At 43.1% G+C, this 22,891-nt stretch carries 16 protein-coding genes; 1 reads left to right on the top strand and 15 read right to left on the bottom strand.

Annotated elements, in window-relative coordinates; all coding sequences use genetic code 11:
- Positions 1–548 precede the first annotated feature (548 nt).
- The 5 genes from LPB68_RS14345 to ftsE form a co-directional block, all read right to left on the bottom strand.
- The gene (locus LPB68_RS14345) at positions 549–2,141 is read right to left on the bottom strand and encodes a PDZ domain-containing protein (protein WP_068658997.1); all 1,593 of its coding nucleotides are present in this window, start codon (positions 2,139–2,141) and stop codon (positions 549–551) included.
- Positions 2,142–2,256: 115 nt separating this feature from the next.
- Positions 2,257–3,726, bottom strand: a complete 1,470-nt coding sequence (locus tag LPB68_RS14340) for a S41 family peptidase (RefSeq protein ID WP_068658995.1) — start codon at positions 3,724–3,726, stop codon at positions 2,257–2,259.
- Between the two features lie 119 nt (positions 3,727–3,845).
- Positions 3,846–5,111, bottom strand: a complete 1,266-nt coding sequence (locus LPB68_RS14335; RefSeq protein ID WP_068658999.1) for a murein hydrolase activator EnvC family protein — start codon at positions 5,109–5,111, stop codon at positions 3,846–3,848.
- A gap of 91 nt (positions 5,112–5,202) precedes the next feature.
- Positions 5,203–6,117 (bottom strand): permease-like cell division protein FtsX, encoded by a 915-nt coding sequence (gene ftsX, locus LPB68_RS14330; protein ID WP_068658993.1) that lies wholly within the window; start codon positions 6,115–6,117, stop codon positions 5,203–5,205.
- Positions 6,107–6,793: a cell division ATP-binding protein FtsE gene (gene ftsE / locus LPB68_RS14325; protein ID WP_068658991.1), complete on the bottom strand. Its 687-nt coding sequence runs from the start codon at positions 6,791–6,793 to the stop codon at positions 6,107–6,109. The genes ftsX and ftsE overlap by 11 nt, the downstream gene beginning before the upstream one ends.
- A 215-nt stretch (positions 6,794–7,008) precedes the next feature.
- Here ftsE and LPB68_RS14320 point away from each other — a divergent pair, with 215 nt between their 5' ends.
- A complete protein-coding gene (locus LPB68_RS14320; protein ID WP_068658989.1) occupies positions 7,009–8,457 on the top strand; it encodes a VanW family protein in 1,449 nt (482 codons plus the stop codon).
- Between the two features lie 569 nt (positions 8,458–9,026).
- Here LPB68_RS14320 and argH read toward each other — a convergent pair.
- The 10 genes from argH to secA form a co-directional block, all read right to left on the bottom strand.
- The gene (gene argH / locus LPB68_RS14315) at positions 9,027–10,445 is read right to left on the bottom strand and encodes an argininosuccinate lyase (protein ID WP_068658987.1); all 1,419 of its coding nucleotides are present in this window, start codon (positions 10,443–10,445) and stop codon (positions 9,027–9,029) included.
- Between the two features lie 106 nt (positions 10,446–10,551).
- Complete coding sequence (locus LPB68_RS14310; RefSeq protein ID WP_068658983.1) at positions 10,552–11,790, bottom strand: argininosuccinate synthase; 1,239 nt, start codon at positions 11,788–11,790, stop codon at positions 10,552–10,554.
- 84 nt (positions 11,791–11,874) lie between these two features.
- Complete coding sequence (argF, locus tag LPB68_RS14305) at positions 11,875–12,831, bottom strand: ornithine carbamoyltransferase (protein WP_068658981.1); 957 nt, start codon at positions 12,829–12,831, stop codon at positions 11,875–11,877.
- A 396-nt stretch (positions 12,832–13,227) separates the two neighbouring features.
- Positions 13,228–14,439 carry an acetylornithine transaminase gene (locus LPB68_RS14300; protein WP_068658870.1) on the bottom strand — a complete coding sequence of 404 codons (1,212 nt, stop codon included), beginning with the start codon at positions 14,437–14,439 and terminating at the stop codon, positions 13,228–13,230.
- Positions 14,440–14,550: 111 nt separating this feature from the next.
- Positions 14,551–15,372: an acetylglutamate kinase gene (argB, locus tag LPB68_RS14295; RefSeq protein WP_068658886.1), complete on the bottom strand. Its 822-nt coding sequence runs from the start codon at positions 15,370–15,372 to the stop codon at positions 14,551–14,553.
- An 83-nt stretch (positions 15,373–15,455) separates the two neighbouring features.
- The gene (gene argJ, locus LPB68_RS14290; protein ID WP_068658884.1) at positions 15,456–16,664 is read right to left on the bottom strand and encodes a bifunctional glutamate N-acetyltransferase/amino-acid acetyltransferase ArgJ; all 1,209 of its coding nucleotides are present in this window, start codon (positions 16,662–16,664) and stop codon (positions 15,456–15,458) included.
- Positions 16,665–16,764: 100 nt separating this feature from the next.
- On the bottom strand, positions 16,765–17,820 hold the full coding sequence (gene argC, locus LPB68_RS14285) for an N-acetyl-gamma-glutamyl-phosphate reductase (protein ID WP_068658867.1): 1,056 nt from the start codon (positions 17,818–17,820) through the stop codon (positions 16,765–16,767).
- A 132-nt stretch (positions 17,821–17,952) separates the two neighbouring features.
- A complete protein-coding gene (locus tag LPB68_RS14280) occupies positions 17,953–18,840 on the bottom strand; it encodes a YitT family protein (protein WP_068658865.1) in 888 nt (295 codons plus the stop codon).
- 93 nt (positions 18,841–18,933) lie between these two features.
- Positions 18,934–20,050 (bottom strand): peptide chain release factor 2 gene (gene prfB / locus LPB68_RS14275; protein ID WP_232510237.1). Its coding sequence is split into 2 segments (ribosomal slippage): positions 18,934–19,977 and positions 19,979–20,050, totalling 1,116 coding nucleotides; the frame shifts between segments, so codons are not numbered across the junction.
- Positions 20,051–20,243: 193 nt separating this feature from the next.
- On the bottom strand, positions 20,244–22,751 hold the full coding sequence (gene secA, locus LPB68_RS14270; RefSeq protein WP_068658861.1) for a preprotein translocase subunit SecA: 2,508 nt from the start codon (positions 22,749–22,751) through the stop codon (positions 20,244–20,246).
- Positions 22,752–22,891 lie beyond the last annotated feature (140 nt).

Below are 22,891 nucleotides of genomic sequence, written 5' to 3'. Positions count from 1 at the left end.
ATCCAATCGTAGCGGGAAATGGTAAACGCATCCATCGCTACGAATTACGACGTGGCGCTTGGGAGTTCATAGATTAACCTAGTAGTCTGGATTGGGAGCACACTGTCATTTAATTGCATAAAGTACATCTAAATTCACCCGATTTTCTCCTTTGCGAGATCTAGTTGCATAAAGTGCATTTAATATCCAATAAATGTTAAATATCTGTATATTTCCTAATTTTAACTGTAGTCTTTACAACTAATTCTCAATCTACTAACTTTTCGTTGAATTAAGTGTACTTCATGCAACTATTTGTCCGTACACCACATATTCGCCTCTCTACTTCATTCAGTAGCTTGATTATGCTTATTTACTCAATTGTGCTTATGTGTACTCCAACGCGTTAACGTGCACACAAGTATAAACACTTACCGTCCTTATAAGGACGGTAAGTGTTTAAGCGAGAAATATAAGATATAATGTATAGCGTAAAACTTATACTTTCTTATATTTCAATAAAAGAGACTGATTCAACAGAATCAGTCTCTCCCTATAGCATTTACTAGTCAGCGATCCCACGGATATTTTATTACTTCATCCGTGTTAGTAGCCTCCGCATCCTTTAGGGTTGCTTTCACCTTGGCAACATCTGATCCATGGGTTGAAGTTACTTTCATTGTTTCTGCCTTAATCTCGTCGCGTAACTCTGCCTTTATTTCATCTGTCTGCGTTGCTGCTGTTTCGACTATCGCAAGAGTAGTATCTTGCGGAAGCACTGAGAGCGTACTCATATTTGAACCGGTTCTTGTACTCGTATCCGCTTCTACACGTGTGTCTGTTCTCACTCCTGCACCTGTACCTACATTCACTAAAGCACTATCGTGTCCTCTCAATATGGATCGTTTCCGAGTGTTTAGTTTCATTCCAATAATTAAATAGATGTTGGCTGGATTCAATCTAGCTACATCACTGACATCCTGATCTGGCGCTAGAATAACACCTAATTGATGGTGATCACCCGCATACATGGGACGTTGCAGGAACTTACTCTCGCCAGCCAAGTTCAATATTTCTAATTTGCAGAATGCTGCATTCATACGTAAGGCACGATGTAGTTGTTCTTGCGAGTGAAGAAGGACACCATTCACTTTCAGGACCGTTTCACCGGGTACAATGCCAAGTTCATCTGCTGGGCTCTTAGGCACTACAGAAAGTACTCGTAAACCTTGAGTAGCATGAACAAACAGCGAATGCTGATGCTGCTCTTCGATACGACTCATCCATTCCATACCCATATGTAACAAGAAGCATGCCAGTGCTGCAACAATCATCAATGGACTCCACCATACCGATAGTAGACCTATGAGAAGAAGTATCACACTGTAGAATAGAAGTCTCTTGAAGGTTATCTTAGCCTTATTCTGTGGTAGCATACTCTGAGTCAAGTCACTAAATCCGATCATAACAGGTAGTGCCAACATACTGAATCCACTAGCCCAACCCTCTCCCCCTAGAAGGGGTGTCCATGATAATAAATTGCCCGCAGTCTGTGCTGGAATCATTAGAAACAGCGGTAGTGGCCAGAAGAACTGCATCTGAAATCCTCCCACTAGCTTGCCACGTTTACTTTCTATGAATAGTGGCATCGCAAGCGATGTACTTTGTCTCTTCACCAGAATTGCTTCAACCAAATGAAGAATACCTACTAAAATAACCAGAGCTGGTATATCAAGCGCCCGTACGGTATCTGTTGTTGTCCCAATAAGTGAATCTGGTTGCCAATTCGGAAAGAAGCCCAAGATAAACTGTAGAACTCCTAGCACACCAACCGTATAAGCCAAACATAAATAGCGTACACCTATCAATAACAACATTAATGTTACAACCCATATACAAATAATAGCTTCTTGCGTCAAAGAAAACCCTACGAATGCCATTACAATTGATACACCGATACCAGCAGCCAGACCGCCTATCACCGTGCGCCACGCTTGCAGACCCCAACTATGAAGCCGTACGTGGAATAACTTCCGTTCCATCAACATCTGTTGACGATAGAATACGAGGATAAACAGGATGGATATATAATAAAAGGGCTGAGTCAACAGCTGTACTAGAGCGTCTGTCACATTCCATAACAATTCTAAAGCTACATCCAAGATCTGGTCACACTCCTCTGTAATCTAACACAACTAACTTAACTGTTATTATATCTAAGATAATTTCTAGCAATCATACTTCTCACAAAAAAAAGAAGGCTAACGTTCAGCCTTCTTACTTCTTCGACGCCATTGCCTTTATTTCCTTCTGTACCTCCGCAATACCTTGTTTCAGTTGCGTATCATTTAGAGGATCTTGTATGTGTTCAATAAGAACCTTTTCCAAGGCTTCCGCTGTCTTAGAATCGATGATTCCATTAGCCTTAATCTTCTGGCTAGTCTGGAAGGTCTTCACAGCTTTCTGAGTACCTACATCAAAATATCCATCGACACGTCCTGGTTTGTAACCAAGTCCATCCAACATAACTTGTGCGCTTTTAACATCGTCACTATTCTTGTTGAATTGTAGGGTCTTCTCTTTGTTAATTGGTGCAACCATGAAGTAATCCGGTTGAGAGACCGCAATATCCGGTTTGATACCTTCTTCGTGAATCCAAGTACCATCAGGTGTAAGCCACTTCGCAATCGTGATTTTGAGTAAGCTACCATCACCTAATTGTCGATCGAAACTCGTCTGAACCGTTCCCTTACCGAAGGAGTTCTCACCAACTAGAACGACATCAGCAGATTGTTGAAGCGCTCCTGCTAAAATCTCCGAAGCACTCGCACTCCCCTTATTCATCAACAATGTAATCGGATAAGATTTGCTTGATCCCTTGGAGAAACTCTTCTCACGTTTCCCATTCTTATCTTCCACTTGAACAATCAATTCACCTTTAGGTACGAATTGTTGTGTAATATCAATAACGACTGAAAGAACACCTCCAGGGTTGTTACGGACATCGATCACTAACCCCTTCATCCCTTGCTTCTCTAGATTAGTCAGTTCTTCCTTGAATCGTTCTGCTGTATTTAAAGAGAACTGGGTAATTTCAATCATTCCAATCCCATCTTTACGTAGGGATGCATTGACTGTCTCTAGTGCAACATCATCACGGACAATAGCATATTTAATAGGTTCAGCTACACCATTACGTTTGACTTCAATCGATGCTGTAGAACCTTTGACACCTCGAATTTTTGCAACAGCTGCATTCAGTTCTAGACCAGCCAAAGATTCACCATTCACAGAGAGCAGAATGTCCTTGGATCGAATTCCCGCCTTCTCTGCAGGTGACCCCTTAATTGGAGAGACTACAACAACATTGCCATCCTCCATCGAGACCTCTGCACCAATACCGCTGAAGGAGCCTTCAATGGACTCTTCAAATTGTTGTGCTGTTTCCTGTCCCATATACGTAGAATATGGATCAGACAAGGCCTCCATCATACCGTTAATAGCCCCGTCAACCAAGGCGCTACGTTCAATATCCTTATAGTAATTACCTTCAATCAGATCAATTGCTGCTCCGATCTTCCGTGTCTCCTCTGCCTTCAATCCTCCACTAGTTATACTAGCGAGCAATCCTTCTCCACTCGAAGCTTGTCCAGCTATGCTGTTGGATCCCGTTAGGAACATCGTCAATAGGCTTCCAACAATCAAGGAGATGACCATCATAAGTATCGCCGTACGTTTCTTTAACAAAGTTGAGTTCACCGCCTTCTTCTTATCAATCTAACGCTCTCCATATTCTTACTGTATCCCTCTTAGTATATGTTCGAAAGGGCTGGAATATTTACGTCAGATCGTCATAATTTACAGCGTTACAAATAAGGCATTGGGTCGACAGCACTCCCATTAATACGTACTTCAAAATGTAAATGAGGTCCCGTACTTCGGCCTGTGTTGCCTGACTCTGCAATTTTCTGACCACGGGTTACACTGTCACCAACACTAACTTTGAGCCCACCATTACGGATATGTCCGTATAACGTCCACATGCCACCACCATGATCTATAATAACAGCATTACCATAGCCACTGTACCACTCTGACAATATAACTGTGCCAGATTCAGCTGCTTCAATCGTTGTTCCTTGCCCTACGGCGAAATCAACGCCATTATGCATTTTTCCTACTTCCCCTGTAACGGGATGTGTTCGTTTACCATAATAAGAAGAAATACGAGCGCTACCTACTGGCATCAACAATGGACCTCCATTACCGCTGTAGGTTCCAGAGCTAGACGAACCAGAAGATTTCGCTGCAGCTGCACGCTTAGCAGCTGCTGCTTTCGCCGCTTTAACCCTTGCTGCTTCTTCTGCTACCAATTTGTTCTTCTGTTGTAATAAGGTAGATCTTTCACTAGCAAGAGCTATGAGTTCTTGTTCCTGCTCTACATTTAGCTCATTGGATTCCTGAATTTCCTCATCATAATGAGCAATGAGAACCTTCTTCTCCGCTTCCTTCTCATCTAGTATACTCTTCTGAGCCTCCATTTCCGCATAGAGAGTCTCAGCCTTAGCATATTGCAGTTCTAATTCCTTCTCCTTCTCAACCACAGTTTCCTTGTCCTTCTTATGTTCCACAAGTAAATTCTGATCCTGATCCACAATCATCTTAAGTGAATCAGCTCTCATGAGGAAGTCACTAAAGCTACTAGATGCCATTAGCACTTCTAAATAAGAAACGCTACCATCGGTATACATCAATCGTACACGAGACTCTAGCATGACTTCACGAGATGCAATACGCTCTTCAGCAGCAACCATTTCTGTTGCAGCTAGCGTCAAGCTATTCTTTGTCTCTTCAATTTGTGCTGAAATATCAGCTAGCTTATTCGTAACGGTATCAATCTGATCTAATACAGTCTGCAAATATTCAATCGTTTTTTCTTTATAATGTTCTGCCTCTTCACCTTTAAAGGCTGCTGCCTGTTGCTCTTTCCTAGTCTGCTGGGCCTGTTCCTGCAAGATCTTCAATTCTTTTTCAATATCGCGCACTGATTTCTTCGCTGCTGTACTATTCGTAGGTTGAAAGATCATGGCTGCTGCCAAAAGTACAATCAATATAAGATTTATCTTCTTCAATTTGGATTCCCCATCCTTTACCCAAAATTCCATAACGTTCGTTTCCTATGTTATCCACGGATGCCATCAGGTGAGTGTGTTCTATTCTTAGCTATACTTTCAAAAATTTACGAATGGAGACGGTACTTCCCCAGATTCCAATCAAAATACCAATAGCAAGCAAAAGTGTACTTATCAGTAACCAAATATCAGCCAATGGAACTAAAGTCAGCCCCAAGGTAATATCCTTACTTATTGCTTGGATCAATTGGTCATAACCTAATATGAGAATACCAACCGTCGCTAACGATCCAATCCCACCAATTAATGCACCTTCTATAAAAAAGGGCCAGCGAATGAATGAGTTCGTCGCTCCTACTAATTTCTGAATACCAATCTCCCGACGGCGAGCTAGAATTGTAACTCTAATCGTGTTAGATATAAGGAACATGGACATCACCCCGAGAACTGCAACGAAGATAAACCCAATATTACGTACCGCACGTGTGATCTTGAATAACTTCTCGACAGCGCCCTCACCATAATTGACCTTCATTATTGGAGATTCTGGATGAACCTCATTCAATGCGCTAATCTTATCTGCAACTTGTGGAACCGTTTTTGCTTCTATGACTTCAACGACCAGTGTATCTGGTAGCGGATTATTATCATTATCGAATCCCTCGAGTAGAGCCTTACCGTCTTCTCCCAATCCCTCACTGAATTCTAGTAACCCTTGTTCTTTCGATATGAAGGTTACCTTGCTCACTTCAGGCATTAGGCCAATCTCTGTATTGATCGTTTCTCGCATCTTCTCATCTACATCGAGGTTCAAATACGTTCGAATCTCAACCGTACTATCAACGTCATCTGCCAATTGATTGACATTCACAACCAATAAGATAAATACACCTAGAACAAAAAGAGATACTACAATGGAAGTTATAGAAGCTATCGACATCCATCCATTACGGAATACGTTCTTGCATCCTTCTCGCAGATGCCGCAAGAAGGTGTTAAAATTCATATCCATATTCTCCTCTCATCTGGTCTCTCACGATGTTACCATGCTCAATCGCGATAACGCGTTTACGCATACTGTTCACGATATCCTTGTTATGCGTAGCCATAACAATTGTAGTTCCTCGGAAATTAATCTCATCCAGTAGTTGCATAATACCCCATGATGTCTCGGGATCTAAATTACCTGTAGGCTCGTCCGCAATAATAACAGCAGGGTTATTAACGATGGCTCTTGCAATAGCGATCCGTTGTTGTTCACCACCAGACAATTGATCTGGTTCACGTCCTGCTTTATTCTTCAGTCCAACTAAATCCAACACTTCCATAACCCGCTTCTTGATCACTCGTTTGGGAGTTTCGATACATTCCATAGCAAATGCAACATTCTCATAAGCTGTCATACGAGGTAGCAGTCGGAAATCTTGAAATATAACACCTATGTTTCTCCGAACGTAAGGGATTTTACGTTGTTTCAGCTTACCAATATTAAAACCATTCACTGAAATTTGACCCTTAGTTGGAACTTCTTCTCTATAAATAAGCTTCATAAATGTCGATTTACCTGCACCTGAAGGACCTACAACATACACAAACTCGTTGCGATCAATCTTTACGGATACACCCTGTAAGGCATTTGCACCATTCTTATACGTCTTCCATACATCTTGCATTTCAATCACATTATCACTTCCCAATTCCCAGTATCAGCCAAATAACATTTCGACACTTTCCATCTAATTCCTTTAAAAACCACTAGAAATCATCACTATTATATATTGTAACAAATCTGTTACCCTTTGAGTACCTGAAATTATCTCTATTCTCAAACATATAGTTATATATATGGAATAAACAAGCTTTCATTGTGGCTAATAAGAAAGAAGGTTGAGAACATATGAACAAATTTCAAGCACGTCTAATCATAGTTATCGGAAGTGTCTTGGGTGGATTCACTCTATTTAGTTTTATATTTTTTTATTTACATCATGACACTATTCCTAAGGGTACTATTGTATCAGGATGGTCTGTCGGTGGATTGAACACAGATACTGTATTGGAGGAACTTGATGAGCGCATGCAGCGTTTGGAAAAGATCCCCCTCCATATCACAGTGAACAATCCCAGTGACTCTGTCGTACACTCTCAATGGACTCTCGCGGAGGCGGGTGTACAATATGAGGCAGAACATTTCCGTCAATCCATCATTCAATTACAAAAAGGTAACTGGTTACAGCGCTTATCTTACCGGTGGAATTTCGAGCGTAACTATTCGATCACATCTCATTGGGACCCAGCTTTAATGAAGTCTGTGTATAATGCGGCATGGGAACAAGAGAAGTTCGGTAAATTCGTTAACGCTTCCCGTCGTATCAACTCAAGTGATCAAGTAGTGTATACACCTGGGATTTCAGCCAATCGTTTAGATTGGAATATCATAGAGACTCGAATGGTCGATTTAATCCCACGAGATTTTGAAGTGTTAGAGCCTCCAAATGAAGACCCGCTAGTATTAGAACTTCCTTTTAGATTAGAACGCCCCGAGATTGATATTGAAGATTTAAAAAAAGAGGGCATTGAGCGCAAGATTATGGAATTCTCTACTTATTTGAGATCTAGCGCTGAGGGCAGAGTGTTCAATGTGAATTCAGCAGCACAAGCTACGAATGGCATGATCTTGAAGCCGGGAGATGTATTCGATTATGGCCAAGTGATCGCTTTAGCAGAGAAACAGTACGGGTTCCGTGAAGCGCCTGTTATACTAAATGGAAAGTTCGTCCCCGGTATAGGAGGAGGAATCTGCCAAGTGTCTAGTACGATATATAGTGCGGCCATTCGATTAGGCTTGGATATCGTTGAACGTAGAAGCCATTCGATGCCGGTTAGTTATTTGCCAAAAGGCCAGGATGCGACCTTTGCTACAGGATCGATCAATTTTCGCTTCAAGAATAATACAGGTAAACACCTACTAATCCAAGCTAACGTTCAAGGCAGGACACTCACCATTAAATTCTTCGGCACCTTTCCTACTAATGTTCGGTATGATATAGAATCGGTTGTTGTTGAGACACTTACACCTTCTAACAAATATGTTCGTAATGCGACCCTCCCCGTCGGTGCACAGGAGATTCTTCAGCATGGAACCATTGGATACGTTGTAGATACTTATCAGATCAAAAAAGTGGATGGTATCGTCAAAGGAAAGAAACGTATCTCACGAGACACCTATCTTCCACAAAAACGGCTTATTAGTGTTCATCCTAAAAATGATAAGGATATAGGAACACCCATTGCCCCCGAGAAGAAGCAAATTATTGAGGATGGTGTGAGCGGTCCGAACTTTTGAGTTTGGGGTTGGACGTACATCTAATAACGTCCAATCCCCTGCAGTCCCCACCGACACTGACTAGTTGTATAACCTACACCTTATTTCTTCTATTAGCATTCGTGGCTAACTTTAGTTGTAAAACGTACAACTAATAATAGTGAATTCCTTAATTTCCACTAATTTTTGAAATTTAGTTGTACTTTTTACAGTTACTTCTCTCTAAACCTACTTTTCACTCGAAATAAATGTACTTACTGCAGCTATTCTCCACTCGCCAGTAACCACTTCATTCCGGTCGTAGGGTGTTGATCCTTCATACCCATATGAAATGGGATTAACTACATGTGTGTATTGATACTTCGGTTCTAATAGATAGGTGCTTGTGTAGATAAAAACTGAGTTGCACTAGCGTTCAAATGCATATCCGCACAGTGGATATGCATTCTCCTCAAAGTAAAAGAACCTCCAAAACCACTGTTAAACCGTGGAATTGGAGGTTCTTCTATTAGCTATTAAGTGTGAAACCATGGCTTCATAAGCATCATGAGCTCCATGGGTTTCCTTTACAGACTCATGATTGTATGCTACTAGCCTTGTGACTCCTCATCATGCTCTTCAACCCACTTCTTCGCAGTCTGAAGCTTGACCTCACTACGTTCGATCGCTGCTGCCACTTGTACTGTTGCCGTTCCGCCGTAAACATTACGGGCATTCACAACGGCTTCCGGTTGAAGTACATCATAGATTCGTTCATCGAATAGTTCTGAGAAGCCACGGAACTCGTCCAATGTTAGATCTAGTAAATACTTATTATTTTGGATGCAATAAAGAACGGTCTTACCAATCACTTCATGCGCTTGACGGAAGGGTAATCCTTTACCTACAAGAAAATCAGCAATGTCGGTAGCATTCGAGAAGTCCTTATTAACAGCTTCACGCATCCGACCTTTATTTACTTTCATCGTTGCGATCATGGGAGCAAATAATTGAAGGGCACCTTCGAGTGTAGCGACCGTATCGAACATGCCTTCCTTGTCTTCCTGCATATCCTTGTTATAGGCCAATGGCAATGATTTCAATACCGTGAGCAGTCCCATCAGGTTCCCGTACACACGCCCTGTCTTACCACGTACTAATTCAGGTACATCCGGGTTCTTCTTCTGTGGCATAATGCTACTACCTGTGCAGAAAGCATCATCAAGTTCCACAAAACCAAACTCTGTGCTACTCCACAACACTAATTCCTCACTAAGGCGAGATAGATGTGTCATGATCAGTGAAGCATTCGCTAGAAATTCCACAATAAAATCACGATCGCTTACGGCATCCAGACTATTCTCATATACACCATCGAATCCAAGTTGCTCAGCTACGAAATGACGATCAATCGGGAAAGTCGTACCCGCAAGAGCACCTGCACCTAATGGTAAAATATTGATCCGCTTATAGCTGTCCATTAAACGTTCCGCATCACGTCCGAACATGGATACATAAGCCATCAAATGATGGGCAAATAGGATCGGTTGTGCCCGTTGCAGATGCGTGTAACCTGGGACGATGGTGTCGAGGTTGTCTTTTGCCTGAGTGATCAATGCAGATTGAACTTCCTGTACCATCGCTGTCAGAGCGACAACACGTTTACGTAAATATAAGTGCATGTCCGTTGCCACTTGATCATTACGGCTACGTCCAGTATGAAGCTTACCGCCTACAGGTCCAATCTCATCGAGGAGATTCTTCTCGATATTCATATGGATATCCTCGTCGGAGACAGAGTACACGATTTCACCGGAACGAATTTTGTCTAGAACCTTCTTCAATCCTTGGCGAATCGTCTCCGCATCTTCCTCAGGTACGATTCCACATTTCCCTAACATCGTTACGTGGGCCAAGCTACCTTGAATATCTTCCTCTGCAAGTGCCTTGTCGAAGCCGATGGAAGCTGTATATTCTTCTACCAGATGGTTGGTTTGCTTCGTGAAGCGCCCTCCCCATAATTTGCTCATGATATGTCCTCCTTCTGTTGACAGCAGAGAGCCGCTCCTTCTCTCAACGAACGGACAAGGAACGGCATCTTGCTGGCTTTTAGCTAAATTTATAATATATCATATCCTATTTATTATTCTGCTGTTGAACACCTGAAGCCACTTTAAGACGCAAGGCATTAAGATTTATGAATCCTGTTGCATCCCCTTGATCATAAGCTTGTGATGGATCAGCTTCCATTGTCGCAATATCTGGATTATATAAGCTAACAGGACTCTTCACACCTGCTCCAATTATATTTCCTTTATACAACTTAACGCGTACTGTACCCGTCACATTGTTCTGACTTTCCTTCACGAGTGCTTGCAGAGCCAGACGTTCTGGTGCGAACCAGAAGCCATTGTAGACAAGTGTCGCATAACGAGTAATTAAGCTATCACGTAGATTCATGACTTCGCGGTCCATCGTAATTGACTCCATTTTGCGATGAGCTGTGAACAAGATCGTTCCACCCGGTGTCTCATATACTCCACGGCTCTTCATTCCGACAAAACGGTTCTCTACCATATCCACGCGACCGATCCCGTGTTTACCACCAAGCACATTCAGTTTTTCCATGACCTGCAGTGGGCTAAACTTCTTACCATTCAGAGCCACACAGTTCCCTTGTTCGAACTCAAGTTCTAGGTATTCTGCTTCATCCGGTGCATCCTCTGGAGATACACTTAGCAAGAACATGTCTTTGTTCTCAGGAGCACTTGGATCGAACCAAGGATCTTCAAGCACGCCACTCTCATAGCTAATATGTAGCAAGTTACGATCCATTGAATAGGACTTCGCCGCGGAAGCTGTAACTGGAATATCATGTTTCTCAGCAAAAGCAATCATCTCCGCACGCCCAGGGAAATCATTACGGAATTCTTCCAGACGCCATGGTGCGATCACCTTAATATCTGGTGCAAGAGCTGCAACCCCTAGTTCAAAACGAACTTGGTCATTCCCTTTACCTGTAGCTCCGTGAGCAATCATCGTTGCGCCTTCAGCCCGTGCGATATCCACCATGCGCTTAGCGATTAGAGGACGAGCAATACTCGTTCCTAGTAAATACTGACCTTCATATAAAGCACCTGATTGGAACATCGGATAAATGAAGTCATTCGCGAATTCATCGCGCAAATCATCGATATATACTTTGGAAGCACCTGTAGCGAGAGCTTTTTCCTCCAACCCGTCTAACTCTTCCTTTTGACCAACATCTGCCGTGAAGGCAATAATTTCGGCATCATATGTTTCCTTAAGCCACTTCAGAATGATGGATGTATCCAATCCTCCGGAGTAGGCAAGTACAATCTTTTCTTTTGCCATGCGAGATAACTTCCTTTCCATGAATCTTTATTAATGTTGAATAACGCTACGTTCTATAATAACCATTATCATACTACGAATCTATTATCCCATCAAAGCGGCCATTAAAGCCTTTTGTGCATGAAGACGATTCTCTGCTTGATCAAAAATAACAGAATGACTTCCATCGATCACACCTTCGCTCACTTCTTCACCACGATGTGCAGGTAGGCAGTGCATAAAGAGATAGTCACTCTTCGCGCCTTCAGCAAGTTTCTCATCCACTTGATAGTCTTTAAAAGCCGCCTCTCGTACTTTCTGTTCCTCTTCAAAGCCCATACTCGCCCACACATCTGTATAGATTACATCCGCATCTTTCACGGCTTCTTGCGGACTACGTGTCACGACGATTTGTGCACCTGTCTCACGAGCAATCTCTAGACACTCTTGGACAACAGTTACATCCGGTTCATAACCCTCTGGCGTTGCTACTGATACGTGTACACCTAACTTAGCACCACCGATCATCAACGAATGTGCCATGTTATTGCCATCACCAATATAAGCAAGTTTCAACCCTTGTAGCTTCCCTTTATGCTCATACACCGTCTGATAGTCAGCCAGAACCTGACAAGGATGCGCAAGATCGCTCAGTCCATTGATAACAGGAACAGTAGCATAACGAGCAAGATCAATCACGTTCTCATGTCCAAAGGTACGAATCATCATGCCATCCAAGTAACGTGACAATACCTGTGCTGTATCGCTTATGATCTCCCCACGTCCCAGTTGAATATCATTCTTACTTAAAAAGAGCGCATGCGCTCCTAATTGAAATGCTCCTACTTCAAAAGATACCCGTGTACGTGTCGAGGATTTCTCAAAAATAAGTCCAATGGTTTTGCCTTTAAGCGGCTGGTAAACTTCGCCGTTCTTTTGCTTGCTCTTAATTTCAATAGCCAAATCGAGTAAATATTGGATTTCCTCTGTTGTGAAGTCATCCAGCTCGATGAAATCACGACCTTTTAAATCGATATCTTGTTTCTGTCCAATCTGCGTCATGATCTGTAGCCTCCATTCATCATTCTGATTGATGTCACATGTATTGCTGGGTTAGTTGCTCGGTGGAAAGGAAAGAGCTGAGGCAGGGGAGTGGGGCAAGTGCAGGGCCGAGCCGAGCCGAGCCGAGCCGAGCCGAGCCGAGCCGAGCCGAGCCGGAATAAGTGTATAAAGTACACTTAATTTCAGCAAAACACCTAATAATCGAATATTAGGTGTAAAAAGTACACTTAATTTCTCGCCAATCCTCATTTGCTCTAAAATCTCCGATATTAACTGTACTTTATGCAACTATTTCACTCTAACTCAGCCTAAACGCCTAATTAACTGTACTCTCTACAACTAATCAGCTTTGACTCCAAACCCTGGTTACTCAACCACACTTACTCTATTTAGATACTATACTGTTTTCACATTTGTATGCTCTTGAATGAGGTCAGCCAGAATGCTCATAGCTTGATCAATCTCCTGCTCCGTCACATTAAGGTTCGGCAACAGACGAATAACATTGGGTCCTGCATTTACAAAAAGTAGTCCACGTTGTTGACCTTCTAGAATAATGCTAGCTATCGGCTCCACACACTCGATTCCGACTAGCAAACCTAATCCACGAATCTCTTTGATAAAAGGGTTATCCTTCAGATTCTCATTCAATTTAGCAAATAAATATTCACTCATCTTCGCAACACGTTCAGGAATACCATCTTCCTTCATCGTCTCAATCGTAGCAATGATGGCAGCCGTTGCAAGTGGTGTTCCACCAAATGTAGTAGCATGGCTACCTGGAGTAAAAGCTTCACGCAAGTATTCTTTGCCTAGCATAGCTCCTGCTGGGAATCCACTCGCAATTCCTTTGGCAACTGTGAAAATATCCGGTTCAATACCATAATGTTCATGAGCGAACCATTTCCCCGTACGGCCCATTCCTGTCTGAACCTCATCGATAATGAGGAGCAAGCCTTCTTGCTTACATAATTCAGCGACAGCCTTCACGAACTCCGCTTGAGCAACCAGTACGCCACCTTCAGCTAGTACCATTTCCATCATAATTGCCGCTGTTTGATCTGTAATTGCAGCCTTTAGCGCATCTAGATCGTGCAATGGTACAGTTTTAAATCCAGCTGGAAGTGGTAAAAATCCGTCCTTCACCTTATCCTGGCCCGTTGCAGTCAGTGTAGCTAATGTACGACCATGAAAAGATTGATTGAATGTAATGACTTCATGTCTGTCCGTTCCTTTAACCTTTTGGTGATAACGACGAGCCAGCTTAATAGCCGCTTCATTCGCCTCAGCCCCACTGTTACAAAAGAAAACCGCATCGCCACTTGAAATAGTAGTCATTAAGGTTGCTGCCTTCTCCTGATTAGGAATCTGGAATAGGTTGGATACATGCCATAATTCATCGAGCTGCTCTTTAAGTTTCTCTTTCACCTTTTCCGGCGCATGACCTAGATTAGTTACTGCTAATCCACTCATGAAATCGAGATATTTATTACCTTGATCATCCCACAGCCAACTTCCCTGTCCTTTGACTAAGCTAATTGGATACCGAGCATAGGTTGGAAATAAAGCACTCTTTGATTCGTTATTCTGATTCACTATTTTTCCCATCAAATTTTCACTCCCATCTATTCATATCATTAATATTTCATCATGAATCAATTTCATAATTACGCAAGGCGATTCTGAAATTGATTCATATATGATATTTAACATCGTTCTCTATTCCCGAGCAATTCGAGTTCCGATAATCTCACCTTGCATAACACGACTGAGCACTTTCGGTTCACTACCATCGACAATGACGACCTCTTGCACATCTCCATGAATACAACTCATAGCTGCACGTACTTTCGGAATCATCCCACCGTAGATCTCACCTGTAGCGATCATTTCATGAATATGTTGCACTGTTACAGCTGGTAGGACTACTTTCTGACCATCCACAGTCTGCATAATTCCAGGAACGTCTGTTACAACAACCATCCGACTCACACCTAGATGTGAAGCCACAGCTCCTGCCGCAGTATCCGCGTTAATGTTGTATCGTTGTCCTGACTGATCCACACCAATCGGTGCGATCACTGGAATGTAGCCCAAGTCCTGTATGCCTTGAATCATACCCGCTTCCACATGTGTAACTTCACCTACAAAACCTACCTTTGAACTATTATCAACAGGCTTCGCTTGAATCAGAGAACCGTCCACACCTGAGAGTCCCCATGCACGGCCTCCCACTTTCTGAATACGTCGAACGATCTGCTTATTAATACTGCCTGATAGCACCATCTCAACGACATCAAGGACATCCTCCGTCGTCTTCCGCAATCCATTAACGAACTCAGTCTCAATTCCCAGCTTCGCAAGATTATCTGAGATCGCTGGGCCACCACCGTGAACGATAACAGGCTGGATCCCGCTCTCTTGCAATTGTCTTAGATCATCGAAAAAAGAATCAGGCAATGCTGCAAGCGTACTTCCACCGCATTTCATTACAAAGCTTCCTTGGCCTCTGTTGGAGACACGAAGCTTCTCCTTTTCCATCACTTTCACATGAACCTGACCTTCCGAATTCTCTCCCATTCGTCAGTCTCCTCCAATACATACATAATCCTTATATCCATCTATCAAGTTCGATATGCGGCATTAATGCGCACATAATCATATGTTAAATCGCATCCCCATGCGGTCGCTTGCCCTTCACCACCATGTAAGTCAACAAATATACGTACCGTATCCCCTTTTAAATAGACTAATGCGGCTTCTTCATCAAAAGCAACGGGTCGAGAACCTTCGAGCACTGAAATAGCTCCCAGTTGGACATCCACTTGATCGGGGTTCACAGGTTCGCCTGCACGACCTACAGCGGCGATGATCCGTCCCCAGTTGGCATCCGCACCGAATACCGCAGTCTTCACAAGACTCGAACCTACTACCGTCTTAGCAATAACTCTTGCTGAATGGTCACTAACTGCTCCGTGTACCACGACTTCTACAAGTCTTGTAGCCCCTTCGCCATCACGGGCAATCGCCATCGCTAACTTCTGACATACATAAGTAAATGCCTTAGCAAAAGCAGCCCAATCCGGATGGGATGAATCCAGCGCTTGATTTCCCGCAAGTCCACTCGCCATGGAAACAAGCATATCATTCGTACTTGTATCACCGTCTACGGTGATCATATTGAACGTAAGATCCGTCGCTTGACGCATCAATTGCTGCAGAGCCGCTTGATCAATATTCGCATCAGTCGTCATAAAAGCTAGCATCGTGGCCATATTCGGATGAATCATCCCTGACCCCTTCGCCGCCCCGGCAATAATCACATCCTTGCCGTCTACTACAACAGATACACAAGCCTCCTTCTTCACCAAATCCGTGGTGAGGATGGCTTGTGTGAAGTCCTCCGCGCCTCCTTCGTCTTGGCGAAGTCGTAATGGCAAAGCCTCGATACCTGACTGCACGCAGTCCATCTTGAGTAACTCGCCGATCACGCCTGTCGACGCTACGGCTACATCCTTCTCCGCCACGCCGAGCTGGCGAGCCATCTCCGCCCGCATAGCATAGGCATCAGCTTCGCCTTGCTGCCCGGTGCAAGCGTTGGCGTTGCCGCTGTTGACCACGATGGCGCGTAGCTTGCCATCGACAAGACTCTCGCGCGTCACCTTCAACGGTGCCGCTTGGAACACGCTGGTGGTGTACACAGCCGCAGCTGTGGCCACCACCTCGCATACAATAGCGCCGATATCATGGCGCTCCGTCTTCTTCAACCCGCAGTGTAATCCACCTGCACTGAACCCTTTTGGCGTGATTATGGAGCCACCATCAACAACCATATAGTCACTATGTCCCGCAGTATTCTCACTCAACTCGATATGATGTTCCATCGTTTGTCCACTCAACTTATTGTCATGTCCCATAATTATGTTTCTCACCTTATGGATACACTGGCGTGTAACCTAAGCCGAGATTCTCCTCCCATCCCATCATCAGGTTCAAATTTTGAATTGCTTGGCCTGAAGCGCCTTTTACAATATTATCAATCACAGAAATGATCGTAATTCTTCCCGTTCTATCATCCAGTTGGAATCCCATATCGCAATAGTTGGATCCTGATACTTCCTTCGTCGCTGGCCATACACCGTTATCTCTAACTCTGACAAAAGATCGTCCTTTATAATACTCGCGATATAATTCCACGAACTCTTCCTGCGTATGTTCTCCAGTCACCTTCGCATACATTGTGCTCATAATCCCACGGGTCATCGGTACCAAATGCGTCGTAAACGTCACCGTAACCTGCTCACCCTTTACGTCACTAAGCACCTGCTCAATTTCAGGAATATGCTGATGTCTATTTACTTTATAAGCTCTCAGATTCTCGTTAATCTCTGCATAATGAGCAGTTAGACTTAAGCCTCGACCGGCTCCAGAAACACCAGACTTCGCATCAATAATAATACTTGACGTATCAATCCAACCTGCCTCCACTGCAGGAATTAACCCAAGTAGTGTCGCTGTCGGGAAACAACCAGGATTAGATACAAAGTCCACACCCAACACCTCATCGCCATACACTTCACTAAGCCCGTATACCGCCTGCTCGACATAAGCGGAATCTGCCGCGGGATGTTTATACCATTGTTCGTATACCTCGCCATCCTTAATACGGAAATCACCAGACAAATCGATAACCTTAAGCCCAGCTTGTAGAAGCTTAGGAACTAGTGGTGTACTCACCCCTGAAGGTGTCGCAGTAAATACAACATCAGCATTCCGCGCAATAATTTCTATATCTAAATCGTCCAAGTCTTGCTCGACTATATTTGTTAGATGTGGAAAACCTTTTGATATAGGGACTCCCGCACTTGATGACGAAATAACAGAAGTAATATTCACTCTTGGATGTGCCTGTAATAAGCGAATTAATTCGACTCCGCCATACCCTGTTGAACCAATAATCGCAACTCTTACCATAGAATCCACTGCCATTATCCCGTTTCCCCTCTCTCTTCCACACGAATCATCGTCATTAATAAGTATGTATTATTATACATGCGAGTTAATATAAATACAACAACTTATAACTATCCTTTTGAAAAAATATCCTTCTTTTTTTGCATTCTACACTTGTCGCGTGAATCCTTCCCCAAGAACTTCATGGGCATTCGTTATGATTACAAAAGCATCCCGATCTACCGTTTGAACCAGCGTCTTCAATCGCGTCACTTCACTCTGCCCCACAACCACCATCAGTACTGTGCGATCATCTCCTGTAAATCCACCTTGCGCATTCAGCTTCGTTAATCCACGATCTAGATCCAGAAGAATAGCTTTGGTGATCTCCTCTGTATAATCAGAAATAATATAAGCGACCTTAGTATAGTTAAATCCCAGTTCTACTACATCTATCACCTTACCTGTGACATACAGACCTACAAGTGCATATAACGCCTGCTCCATAGACAACACAAAAGCAGCCAGAATAATAACTGTAGCATCCATTAACACCACACATAAGGAGAAACTAAGTCCACTAATCTTCTGGATTACTTGTGCTAGGATTGTTAATCCCCCTGTAGATCCTCGACCCCGGAATACGAGACCAATCCCAAGACCAACAAAGATCCCACCATAAATAGATCCTAACAACGGGTTAGCTGTTGGAATCGGCCAATCCTTCGACATCCATACAAATAGTGGCAATATAACACTCCCAAGTAATGAACGAATACCATAATTCCGACCTAGGATTATAAAACCTAATCCAAATAAGGGTATATTAAAAGCCCATTGCGTAAAAGCTGGCTCCCAACCAAGCCATACCTCAGCCAGAACTGAAAGTCCAGATACTCCTCCCGATGCAATCCCATTAGGTAGAAAGAATAAATTGAATCCTACCGCAATGATAAAAGAACCTATAACTATGCACAACGTGTCAAATATATGCCTTGCCGGACCATTCATGGGGATCCAACCTTTCGATTTACGTTTACTCGACAATTCAGTCATTCTATGTTGTTCTCCTCTCAAACTCTTTTACTCCAAAAAAATTTATTCCAAAAAAATCCCTACATGTTTTAGCATGTAGGAATCTCAAATTCGTTATTCACTTTCTGCTACTTTCAGTTGACTACGTAGGAACCCATCGATGAACATATCAACATCTCCATCCATCACAGCACCGACATTACCTGTCTCAACCGATGTACGATGATCTTTCACCATACTATACGGATGGAACACATAGGAGCGAATCTGACTTCCCCAAGCAATATCTGAATGTTCCCCACGAATCTCTGCCAATTCTTTGCGCTGTTCTTCAAGCTTACGCTCTACCAATTTAGAACGAAGGGCAGTCATTGCCCAAGCACGGTTCTTGATCTGAGAACGCTCAGCCTGACTAGCCACCACAACACCTGTTGGAATATGTGTGATACGTACAGCTGAATCCGTCGTATTGATATGCTGTCCCCCAGCTCCTGTCGCTCGGAAGGTATCAATCTTCAGATCTTCTGTACGGATCTCCACTTCAGCATCCTCAGTAATCTCTGGCACAACATCACAGGAGACGAATGACGTATGGCGTCTACCGGAAGAATCAAAAGGCGATATACGCACAAGTCGATGAACACCCTTCTCTGCTTTTAGATAACCATAAGCATTATAACCCTTGATCAACAAGGTCACACTCTTAATACCTGCTTCATCTCCTGCAAGATAGTCCATCGTCTCTACTTTGAACCCACGCTTATCTGCCCAACGCGTATACATTCTGAGAAGCATCTCGCCCCAATCCTGCGACTCCGTCCCCCCTGCACCAGGATGAAGCTCTAAAATAGCATTCATCTTGTCATAAGGTTCGCTTAATAGTAGTCCTAGTTCGAAATCATCCAACTTCTTTTGTAGATTACGAGTATTCTCCACAATCTCTGTGAATAAGGATTCTTCTTCCTCTTCAGCTACCAATTCTGCCATCATTTCGATATCATCGAATTCACTCTGCAGCTTAGCATATTCATCTATGGAAGATCGCACACCGTTGAGTTCAGCAATTAAGCTCTGCGCCTTCTCGCTATCATCCCAGAAATCAGGTGCAGACATCTTCTCTTCGTAGTTGGCGATCATCTCTTGCTTAAGATCTAAGTCAAAGAGACCCCCTAAGATTGGTTAGTTTCGTGCTCATTTCTCGTAGATCATGTCTTATACTTGGATCGATCATAATATTCTCGTCACCTCTTCATTAAATAGAACAGCACCTCATGATTACAAAATCCCTCAATTCAGCAGAAGGCTCTTTAGTAGCGTAACCAATCCCTTGCCGAGAATGATCGCCACATCCGAACCTCCTAGAATTAAGGGAGTCATCGCACTCGTACTGTTCTTCATTTATTTCCTGAACATCTTATTCCATTTTATGATGATTGACCATGACACTGTTTATATTTCTTACCGCTACCACATGGGCATGGATCGTTACGACCGATTTGCTCACCCACGTGCACCGGATTCTTCTCAGCTGGTTCACCATTGGTTGATACTTTCTTCTCATCAACAACCGCTTGCCGTTCCTGATTACCTTCAATCTGTGCCTTCATAATGTATGTTGCTACTTCTTCCTGAATATTAGCAGTCATATCATTAAACATTTCGAAGCCTTCAAATTGATATTCGCGTAACGGATCTGTACCGCCATAAGCGCGTAAATGAATCCCTTGACGGAGCTGATCCATCGCATCAATATGATTCATCCATTTACTATCTACAGAGCGAAGTACGATAACTTTCTCGAATTCACGTACGAGTTCAGAACCAATACGCTCTTCACGATCATTGTATTTCGTCTCAACCAGTTGGAAGATATACTCAACCATGTCTTCGATCTCTTTAGCCCATAGATCATCACGTGTAACTCTTCCTTCATCTAGAAGCTTACTATTTACGTAATCTGCAACTTCTTGTAGTTCCCAATTCTCAGGAATGTCATCAATACAATGTGCAGTAACCACACGATCAATCACGTTCTTGATCATTTCCATAACAACGTTCTTAATATTCTCTGATTCGAGAATTTCACGACGTTGCTTATAAATAATCTCTCGTTGTTGATTCATCACGTCATCATATTGTAGTACGTTCTTCCGCGCATCGAAGTTGTTACCTTCTACACGCTTCTGAGCAGATTCAACTGCGCGCGTAATCATCTTGCTCTCAATCGGTTGATCTTCTTCGAATCCAAGACGATCCATCATATTCAGAACATTATCAGCTCCGAAACGTTTCATTAATTCATCGCCCAAAGACAAGTAGAATTGCGTTGATCCAGGGTCACCCTGACGTCCTGCCCGTCCACGTAGCTGATTATCAATACGACGAGATTCATGACGTTCTGTACCAATAATATGCAGTCCACCGACTTCTGACACACCATCACCAAGAATGATGTCCGTTCCCCGTCCAGCCATATTTGTAGCGATTGTTACTATACCTGATTGTCCAGCTTGTGATACAATTTCCGCTTCTTCAGCATGGTATTTCGCATTAAGAACGCGATGCTTCACGCCTTTACGCTTCAACATCTCAGAGACAAGCTCTGAATTCTCGATCGAGATCGTACCGACCAATACCGGTTGGTTCTTCTTATGTCTCTCAACAATTTCCTCAACTACAGCTGTGAACTTACCCTTCTCGCTCTTATAGACGATATCAGGCATATCTTGACGTTGGTTTGGTTTATTCGTTGGAACTTGAAGAACTTCTAAGCCATAAATCTTCTTAAATTCTTCTTCCTCAGTCTTCGCCGTACCTGTCATCCCTGCAAGCTTACGATACATCCGGAAATAGTTCTGGAACGTAATTGTAGCCAAGGTCATGCTCTCGTTCTGTACTTCCAGGCCTTCCTTCGCTTCAATGGCTTGATGCAAGCCGTCACTATAACGACGCCCCTGCATTAGGCGACCTGTAAATTCATCTACGATCATGATTTCTTCTTCTGCAACAACATAGTCCACATCAAGACGCATGATCACATTTGCTTTTAAAGCTTGTACGATATGGTGATTCAACGTCACATTAGCGTGATCGTATAGATTCTCGATACCGAAAGCTTTCTCTGCAATGCCTGCCCCTTTTTCTGTAAGAGCAACGGACTTCACTTTAATATCAACGTTAAAGTCCTCTTCGGCTGTAAGGCGCTTCACAAAGCGATCTGCTGCGTAATACAGCTCCGTCGACTTCTCAGCTTGTCCAGAAATAATTAACGGCGTACGCGCTTCATCTACAAGGATTGAATCGACTTCATCAATCACGCAGAAATACAATGGACGTTGTACCATTTGTTCTTTATATAACACCATATTATCACGCAAATAATCGAATCCGAACTCATTGTTCGTACCATAAGTAATATCACATGCATAAGCCAATTGTTTATCCGCATGGTCCATGCCGTTCAGGTTAACCCCGACCGTCATTCCAAGAAATTCATATATAAGTCCCATCTGCTGGCTATCCCGTTGTGCCAAATAATCATTAACTGTGACCACATGAATACCTTGACCCAACAGTGCATTCAAATAGACTGGAAGAGTTCCTACTAGAGTCTTACCTTCACCGGTCTTCATCTCGGATATTCTGCCCTCATGAAGTGCCATACCTCCAATTAATTGTACATCGAAGTGGCGCATGTTCAGTGTACGCTTAGCAGCTTCACGAACCGTTGCGAAAGCTTCCGGCAGAATCTCGTCTATCGTTTCACCTTTGGCAATGCGATCACGGAATTCATCCGTCTTCGCCTTCAATTGTTCGTCCGAGAGAGCAATAAATTCTGGTTCCATTTGGTTGATTAGTTCGACCGTCTTCATGAGACGTTTGACATCACGTTCGTTGGTGTCGCCGAAGATTTTCTTTACAAGTCCTAACATGGTTAACCCCTTTCGTTCAAAACAGATGGTAGAACCAACTTCACACACTCCAAGGGTTAATAATGAAATTGATTCCGTAAATGATTGGTTTGCATAAATTGTATCAGTTTGCAACGAATGCCGCAACAAAGGTTGTCTCT

The organism is Paenibacillus crassostreae (assembly GCF_001857945.1).
GTDB lineage: Bacteria > Bacillota > Bacilli > Paenibacillales > Paenibacillaceae > Paenibacillus_AQ > Paenibacillus_AQ crassostreae.
The sequence above is the reverse complement of the archived record's forward strand: the minus strand, read 5'-3'. Positions and strand labels throughout refer to the sequence as shown.